This window comes from Polaromonas sp. P1_E1_2, from assembly GCF_056406035.1.
This window is the reverse complement of record NZ_JBFUAZ010000162.1, coordinates 1-7,567: the sequence shown is the minus strand read 5'-3', so window position 1 is coordinate 7,567 and position 7,567 is coordinate 1. Positions and strand designations below refer to the sequence as shown.

The following is a 7,567-nucleotide window of genomic DNA, read 5'->3' as shown; positions in this document are numbered from 1 at the left end:
CAGTGAGTCTGGAAGGGGGTGAGCTTAATGTGAGGCGGCAGCGAAGCTGGCGCCGGGCTTGACGCTACGCAGCAGGGTCAGCATGTCGGCCTCGATACGCTCCAGCGCCTGCTGGGTGTGGCCCTCAAAGCGCAGCACCAGCACCGGCGTGGTGTTGGAGGCGCGGATCAGGCCAAAGCCGTCTGGCCAATCCACGCGGACACCGTCAATCGTTGAAATCTTCGCGGGCGCCGCAAACTTCGCCGACTTGATCAAGGCCTCCACCACCGTGTGCGGCTCGCCTTCCTTGCAGGCCACGTTCAGTTCGGGCGTGCTGAAGCTGGTAGGCAGGGCATTGAGCACGATGCCGGCGTCGGGCACGCGGCTCAGGATTTCCAGCAAGCGCGCGCCGGCGTAAGTGCCGTCGTCAAAGCCGTACCAGCGCTCCTTGAAGAAGATATGGCCGCTCATTTCGCCGCCCAGCGGCGAATCGACTTCTTTCATCTTCGCCTTGATGAGTGAGTGGCCGGTCTTGTACATCAGCGGCACACCACCAGCGGCCTCGATCTCGGGCGCCAGGCGCTGCGAGCATTTCACGTCGAACAAGATGGTGCCGCCCGGCACGCGTGAGAGCACGTCGCGGGCAAACAGCATCATCTGCCGGTCGGGGTAAATGTTCTGGCCGTCTTTAGTGACGATGCCGAGGCGGTCGCCGTCGCCGTCAAAGGCCAGGCCCAGTTCGGCCTTGCCGCTTTGCAGGGCCTTGATCAAATCCTGCAGATTTTCGGGCTTGCTGGGGTCGGGGTGGTGGTTGGGGAAATTGCCGTCCACTTCACTGAAGAGTTCGGTCACCTCGCAGCCGAGCGCGCGAAAGATCGCAGGCGCCGAAGCGCCGGCTATGCCGTTGCCAGAGTCGATAACGATTTTGAGCGGACGCTCGAGCTTGATGCCGGACACGATGCGGTCGCGGTAGGCCGTTTCAACATCGACCTGGCGAATGGCGCCGGCCTGGGACGGCAACACCCATGTCTCGCCTTCCATCGCGCGGCGCAGCGCCTGGATTTCTTCGCCATAAATGGCGCGGCCTGCCAGCACCATCTTGAAGCCGTTGTAGTCCTTGGGGTTGTGACTGCCTGTGACCTGGATACCGGAAGCCGTGAGGGTGCTGGCCGCAAAGTACAGCATGGGGGTGGTCACCATGCCGACGTCGATCACTTCCATCCCCACCGCGGCCAGGCCGCGCATCAGCGCTGCACTGAGCGATGGCCCGCTGAGGCGCCCGTCACGGCCTACCGCCACGGATTTCTCACCTTCGGCCAGCGCCGCCATGCCAAAAGCCTTGCCCAGCGCCTCGGCCATTTCCTCATGGATGGTGGAGGGCACGACACCGCGGATGTCGTAGGCCTTGAAGATGGACGGGTTGATTTGCATCGGCGAGATCCTTCAATTTGATGGGTTTGATTGTAGGGGGCGGTCCTTTCGCGAACTGTAGGCCGCCACCGTTTCCAGGGGGCCCGTTCAGACTATGGAAAGCTTCGCCAAAGTGGTATCTAACCGGTCTCCAACGAGGCAAAAAACAGCTAGCCTGGACAGGAATTTTGAAGGCTTTTTCGACCAAAGGGACATGTCCGAAAACGGCTAGTCAACAGCCTGCTGCGGCGTATCATTTCCCTCATGAACCGCGAAACCACCCCTCTTGCCGACAACGACTGCTACCTTGCCCTGAAGGCGCGGGACGCCCGGTTTGACGGCAGCTTTTTCACCGGTGTGACCTCCACCGGCATCTATTGCCGCCCGGTCTGCAGCGTGAAAACCCCCAAGCGCGAAAACTGCCGCTTCTTTCACCACGCTGCCCAGGCCGAGAGCGCGGGCTTTCGTCCCTGCCTGCGCTGCCGGCCCGAGCTGGCGCCGCATTCAGTGGTGTGGTCAATACAGGATGCGTCCTACATCCTGGCGCACCAGGCGGCGCGCCTGCTGGATGAGCCCGAGGTGTGGACCGAGGAAGCACCTTCTGTAGAAAAGCTGGCCGCCAGGCTGGGCGTGAGCGATCGCCACGTGCGACGGATTTTCGAGGCACAGTTCGGCGTCTCGCCCATGCAATACCTGCAGACGCACAGGCTGCACACGGCCAAACAATTGCTGGCCGACACCAATCTGCCCATCACGCAGATTGCGCTGATCAGCGGTTTTGCCAGCGTGCGGCGCTTTAATGCTGCCTTTGTGGAGCACTACAAACTCAACCCCACGCAGCTTCGGCGCCAGGGCCCGGCCCGGGTCGGCGAGGTGGGCGAAGGCGTCATCGTGCGGCTGGGCTACCGCCCGCCCTATGACGTGCAGGCGATGCTGGCCTTCTTCAGCAAGCGCTGCATCAGTGCCATTGAATTCATTGACGCGGACGCTGCGCAGCCCGCTCTGGGCCGGACTTTCAGCATCGAGTCGGGCGGCAAGCTGCATGCCGGCTGGCTGCTCGCAAGCTTTGATGAAAGCCGTTCGCAGTTGGTGCTGCGCGTCAGCGATTCGCTGCGCGAAGTGTTGCCGCTGGTGATACGCCGCGTGCGCACCACCTTTGACCTGGACGCTGATCCGGCCACCATCAACAGCGTACTGCACGACAGTTTTCCCGAAGGCGACGGCCTGCGAGTGCCAGGCGCGCTGGATGGCTACGAGCTGGCGGTGCGCGCCGTGCTGGGCCAGCAGATCACCGTGGCCGCCGCGCGCACGCTGGCGCAGCGCATGGTGGACCGTTTTGGCGAACCCGTGGAAACACCGTGGCCACAGCTGACGCGCCTCTTTCCCGCCCCGGCCGTACTGGCCGCAGCCAGTGGCGATGCGCTCGGGCAACTGGGCATCGTCAGGCAGCGCCAGGCCGCCATCGTGGGAATCGCGCAGGCAGTGGCAGAAAAACGCCTTCAATTGCACAGTGGCGCCGACATCAACACGACGGTGGCTACGCTTAAAGGGTTGCCCGGCATCGGTGACTGGACGGCGCAATACATAGCCATGCGGACATTGCGCTGGCCCGATGCGTTTCCTTCAGGCGATGTGGCGCTACACAAGGCGCTGGGTGTGCAGGAAAAAAAGAACCCGGCACGGGAGGCCGAGTTGGCCTCGGATGCATGGAAACCCTGGCGCAGCTACGCGGTGATACGCGCCTGGAGCGGCACGCTCGAGCGCCCCGGCTGACGGCGCAATAGCGACAACATGCCGATTCATGCGTTCGGGGAATGAATGCAGCGCTTCGATTTCATTGGACGGTCCAGCGCCTTGGCGCGAACATCGCCGGTGAATGATCGAGCCAGTCTTTGCCCGTAAAAGAGACAAGTCAGCTTAAGCCGCCTATTCAGGCCCGAAAAAGACCTGATAAGGCAGAAACTCGAAACCATTCAAAGGTGAACAAGATGAAATTCGACAACTCCGTCGTCCAGACGACCTTCCACAGCCCCCTGGGGGAAATGATCATTGCCGCGACTGACAAAGGCCTGGCCGGCACCTGGTTTGCCGGCCAGCGTCACCTGCCGCCGCAACTCGTGAAACCTTATGTGTGGCGCGAAGACCCGGACCACCCGGTGCTCAGGCAGACCATCAAGCAACTCACGGAATACTATGCCGGCACACGCACCGAATTCGACCTGCCGCTGGACCTGGGTCACGGAACGGCCTTCCAGCAGTCGGTATGGCAGGCGCTGCTGGCCATTCCGCAGGGCGGCACCCTCAGCTACGGCCAGGTGAGCCAGCGTATCGGCAAGCCGCAAGCCGTGCGCGCCGTGGGCGCAGCAGTCGGGCGCAACCCGGTCAGCGTGATCGTGCCCTGCCACCGGGTGCTGGGCTCCGATGGCTCACTCACAGGCTACGCAGGCGGCCTGCACCGCAAAACCGCCTTGCTTAAACTCGAAGGCGCACTTCAGGAGAACACGCTGTGAGTTCCAGTCCCTCCGGTATCGCTGCGCCGGTGGGTGCGGCCCTCACCAGGCCCAAAAACTGGGCTGCCGATTTTGTGATGCTGGCCGCCATCTGGGGCTCGTCCTTCCTCTTCATGCGCATCAGCACGGTGGAGTTCGGTCCCCTGCCCACCGCCGCCGTGCGCGTGGGCATTGCGGCACTGTTCCTGTTGCCCATCGTGTGGCTGCGCGGCCTGTTGCCTCACCTGAAGAAAAACTGGAAGCGGATTTTTTTCATCGGCGTGCTCAATTCAGGCATTCCGTTTGCATGTTTTTCGTTTGCACTGCTGTCCATCACCACGGGCCTGTCGGCCATCCTCAACGCCACCGTCCCCATGTTCGGCGCACTGATCGCCTGGCTGTGGCTCAAGGACAAACCCAATGCCTCGCGCATCCTGGGCCTCTTCGTGGGTTTTGCCGGCGTCGCCATGCTGGCCTGGGACAAAGCCACCTTCAAGCCCGATGCCTCGGGTGTAGCACCGGGCTGGGCCGTGCTGGCCTGCCTGTTTGCCTGCCTCTGCTACGGCATATCCGCCAGTTACACCAAACGTTATCTGTCAGGCATGCCGCCGCTGGTCACTGCGGCGGGCAGCCAGATTGGCGCCACACTGGGCCTGGCCCTGCCGGCCGCCTGGCTGTGGCCGGCGCAGATGCCGGGCGCGCATGCCTGGCTGGCGCTGCTGGCCGTAGGTGTGGTCTGCACTGGGCTGGCCTATATTTTGTTTTTCCGCCTGATCGAAAACGCCGGCCCGCCGCGCGCGCTGTCGGTCACCTTCCTGGTGCCGGTGTTTGCCGTGATCTATGGCGTGATCTTCCTCGGTGAGCATGTGACGGCCTGGATGGTGATCTGCGCCGTGGTGATTGTGTGCGGCACGGCGCTGTCGACCGGCCTGCTCAAGCTGGGCCGCAAAGGCCCGACGCAAGGATGACTTCGGCCCGCAAGACCAAGCTCAAGCTGACCGCGCCCAAGCCTCGCAACCCTCTGGTGGCGCCGGCGTCGCAGCGCAAGGCCGGCTCGCACCGCAAATCCGAAGCGAGCCTGCGCAAGAAGGAAAAGATGGCGCTCAAAAAACAGCTGTTTCAGCTGTAAATATGCGCGTCTCCCGGGTTCGGTGAGAATCGTGGCTCCAACCATCCGATTCAAACAACCAGATCGACTCGCATGCAGCAGTTCGACGTTCATGGCCAGTCGACCTGGCGCCGCACCACTTGATCGACTTCAACAACGTGAATCCAGCGAAACTGATGCCCAATCCCTGTTTCGAGCGAACGCCCAGCCGACAGCTTCGTTGTCCGTCGACGACACGCCCATGCTAAACGTCAGGCCGCACAATCTGCCACCCACCTCATGTCAAGTTCCCACCCTGAAGAGTCGCAGCAACCAAAGCGCGCTACCTGGCGCGGCCTCCTGATAGGCGCTTTTTTGCTCACGATCACCTGGCTCGGCGCTGTAATGCTGGAACCGGATCTTGTGGATGCCTCAGTCCAATCCGCAGATCCTTCCGTCATACGTGTCAACACGCCTATGTATTCTTCGGACAGTTTCCGGCAACCTCGGCCGCCTGGCGCATTGCCTTATGGTCGTTGGGGCTGCCGGTTTCTTTTCTTTTCGGGGCATGGCTAGGCGCGCGGTGGCAAAGTGCGGCCTAAACCTTACCCAATCCGTACCTGACTCGAACTCCAGGCCTATACAAAATATGAACTATCAATACCTGCTCATTGCGATATCCACGGCATCACTGATGGCATGTGCAATTCCACCGACAACAACGGCTCAACAGAAGGCAGTGATAGCAGGACCCAATGATGCCAATGCGAAAAGCTTCCTCCTTACACAGGTGGTCACGCAAGTTCCACTTGGCAGCCGGGTTCTGAATATCCAGTACGGCTGGAGCTGCTTCACTGGCAACTCGGTCGACTGGCGCGGCGGAAGAATCAACCTGACAGATGACGAATTCAAGGATGCCTTTCGCAAAGAGTTCACTCAGTCCAACTACAAGGTTGCGGGCGACCCAAAAGCCCTGTTTGTTGACAAGACCGTTGCGAATGCGGAGTTGCTTGTCGCTGGAGCCATTGAAAAATACGAGTCCAATCTCTGCTTTCCTTTCTCCGGCAGCCCAAATGCAGATATCGGCATTACCGGCAAGCTAAAGGGTTCCACTTACCTGCAGGTTCGCTGGCAAGTCTTTAGCACAGCCTCCGGAAAAGTTGTTTTTGAAACCACGACAGATGGGTCTTTCAACGCTCCGGAAATTACTTCCGGCAGCGTGCCTGAGTTCCTTAAAAAGGCATTTGAGGCAAATGTCAGAAATCTGCTGGCGGAGCAGCGCCTGTATGAACTTGCAAAACCGGGCAAAGATGCCGCAAATGCCAGCCCCATATGATCCATTAGGGACCTCGCGACGTCTGGCTGGCCCTACTGCAACGCGCCCGCCACCACATTGATGCTGAGCGCCAGGATCAGCATATTGAAGCCGAACGACAGCACGCTGTGCACCAGCGTGAGACGGCGCATCTCGCGCGAGGTGACCTGCACGTCGGAGACCTGCGAGGTCATGCCGACCACGTGGGCGTAGTACAAAAAATCGAAATAGTCCGGATCCAGCCCTCCGGGAAAACACAGGCCAGGCCCATCGGGCTCTCCGAGTTTTTCCTCGTGGTAATAGCGGTGCGCGTAGCGAAACGCATAAATGGTCTGCATGAACAGCCAGGAGGCGGCCAGTGCCGCGACTGACAACACGATGCGCAGCGTGCGCTCCATCCCTGACAGATTTTTGGACTGCTGCATCATGACCGTGATGGCCGCGACGCAGGCCATGGTAGCCAGCAGCATCAGCAAAAACAGCACCACGCTGGGCTCATCTTGTGCCTGCGCGCGCTCGCGCGTGCGTTTGGCGTCGAAACGCACGCACAGCCACCAGGCCAGCCACAGGTAAACGCCGACGCCGGCACACCAGCCCAGCAGGCCGCAAAACTGCCAGCCCAGGGGAAGCGGCAGCGCCGCCACGATCAGCCCGGTCACCAAGCCCAGGGTGAGCCGCTGCGGGCCGGTGGTTTCGGAGAAATGTTTGCGCATGGCTGCATTGTGAGGCTAGCGGCATCCCGACTTCAAGGGGGAGACGAGGCACCCATGGTTCGCCGGTACCACTCATGGAAATGCTGCATGCCGTCTTCCAGCGGCGACTGGTAAGGCCCGGTGTCCGAGACGCCGCGCGCCAGCAGCGCGCGCCGGCCCGCATCCATGCGCTCGCCGATCTCGTCGTCCTCCCTGGCGGTTTCCATGTAGGCGGCGCGGTGCGCTTCAATGAATTCCCGCTCGAAGGCCGCGATCTCCTCGGGGTAGTAGAACTCCACCACATTGACCGTGTCCTGCGGCCCCTTGGGGTAGAGCGTGGACAGTACCAGCACATGCGGGTACAGCTCGATCATGTGGGTAGGAAAGTAGGTGACCCATATCGCGCCAAAATCCGGTGGTGTTCCGGTGCGATAGTTCAGGAGGCGGTCGTGCCAGGTGCGGTAGATGTCCGAGCCCGGCGCGTTCAGCGATTCGTGCACGCCGACGCGCTGCATGCTGTACCAGTCGGCAAAATCCCAGCTCAGGTTGTCGCAACTCACGAAGCTGCCCAGGCCCGGGTGGAACGGAGCAACAT

The 7,567-nt window shown here is 61.4% G+C and carries 8 protein-coding genes; 5 read left to right on the top strand and 3 right to left on the bottom strand.

Annotated elements, in window-relative coordinates; all coding sequences use genetic code 11:
- Nucleotides 1-24 precede the first annotated feature (24 nt).
- Entirely contained in the window at nt 25-1,410 is a 1,386-nt protein-coding gene (locus tag AC1D1P_RS09910; RefSeq protein ID WP_477672846.1) for a phosphomannomutase/phosphoglucomutase, read from the bottom strand.
- A 243-nt stretch (nt 1,411-1,653) separates the two neighbouring features.
- Here AC1D1P_RS09910 and AC1D1P_RS09905 point away from each other — a divergent pair, with 243 nt between their 5' ends.
- From AC1D1P_RS09905 to AC1D1P_RS09885, 5 genes are all read left to right on the top strand, one after another.
- Nucleotides 1,654-3,162: a DNA-3-methyladenine glycosylase 2 family protein gene (locus tag AC1D1P_RS09905; protein ID WP_477668062.1), complete on the top strand. Its 1,509-nt coding sequence runs from the start codon at nt 1,654-1,656 to the stop codon at nt 3,160-3,162.
- Between the two features lie 215 nt (nt 3,163-3,377).
- Nucleotides 3,378-3,899, top strand: a complete 522-nt coding sequence (locus AC1D1P_RS09900) for a methylated-DNA--[protein]-cysteine S-methyltransferase (RefSeq protein ID WP_477668063.1) — start codon at nt 3,378-3,380, stop codon at nt 3,897-3,899.
- Nucleotides 3,896-4,846, top strand: a complete 951-nt coding sequence (locus AC1D1P_RS09895; protein WP_477672845.1) for a DMT family transporter — start codon at nt 3,896-3,898, stop codon at nt 4,844-4,846. Before AC1D1P_RS09900 ends, AC1D1P_RS09895 begins: the two co-directional genes overlap by 4 nt.
- Nucleotides 4,843-5,007 (top strand): hypothetical protein, encoded by a 165-nt coding sequence (locus AC1D1P_RS09890; protein ID WP_477668065.1) that lies wholly within the window; start codon nt 4,843-4,845, stop codon nt 5,005-5,007. Before AC1D1P_RS09895 ends, AC1D1P_RS09890 begins: the two co-directional genes overlap by 4 nt.
- Nucleotides 5,008-5,614: 607 nt before the next feature.
- Nucleotides 5,615-6,301 carry a hypothetical protein gene (locus tag AC1D1P_RS09885; RefSeq protein WP_477672844.1) on the top strand — a complete coding sequence of 229 codons (687 nt, stop codon included), beginning with the start codon at nt 5,615-5,617 and terminating at the stop codon, nt 6,299-6,301.
- Between the two features lie 32 nt (nt 6,302-6,333).
- On the opposite strand, the gene AC1D1P_RS09880 is transcribed toward AC1D1P_RS09885, so the two are convergent.
- Both AC1D1P_RS09880 and AC1D1P_RS09875 read right to left on the bottom strand, forming a co-directional pair.
- The gene (locus AC1D1P_RS09880; protein ID WP_477672843.1) at nt 6,334-6,993 is read right to left on the bottom strand and encodes a DUF1345 domain-containing protein; all 660 of its coding nucleotides are present in this window, start codon (nt 6,991-6,993) and stop codon (nt 6,334-6,336) included.
- 32 nt (nt 6,994-7,025) lie between these two features.
- The coding region (locus tag AC1D1P_RS09875; RefSeq protein WP_477672842.1) for an SRPBCC family protein at nt 7,026-7,567 on the bottom strand (542 nt) is incomplete at its 5' end.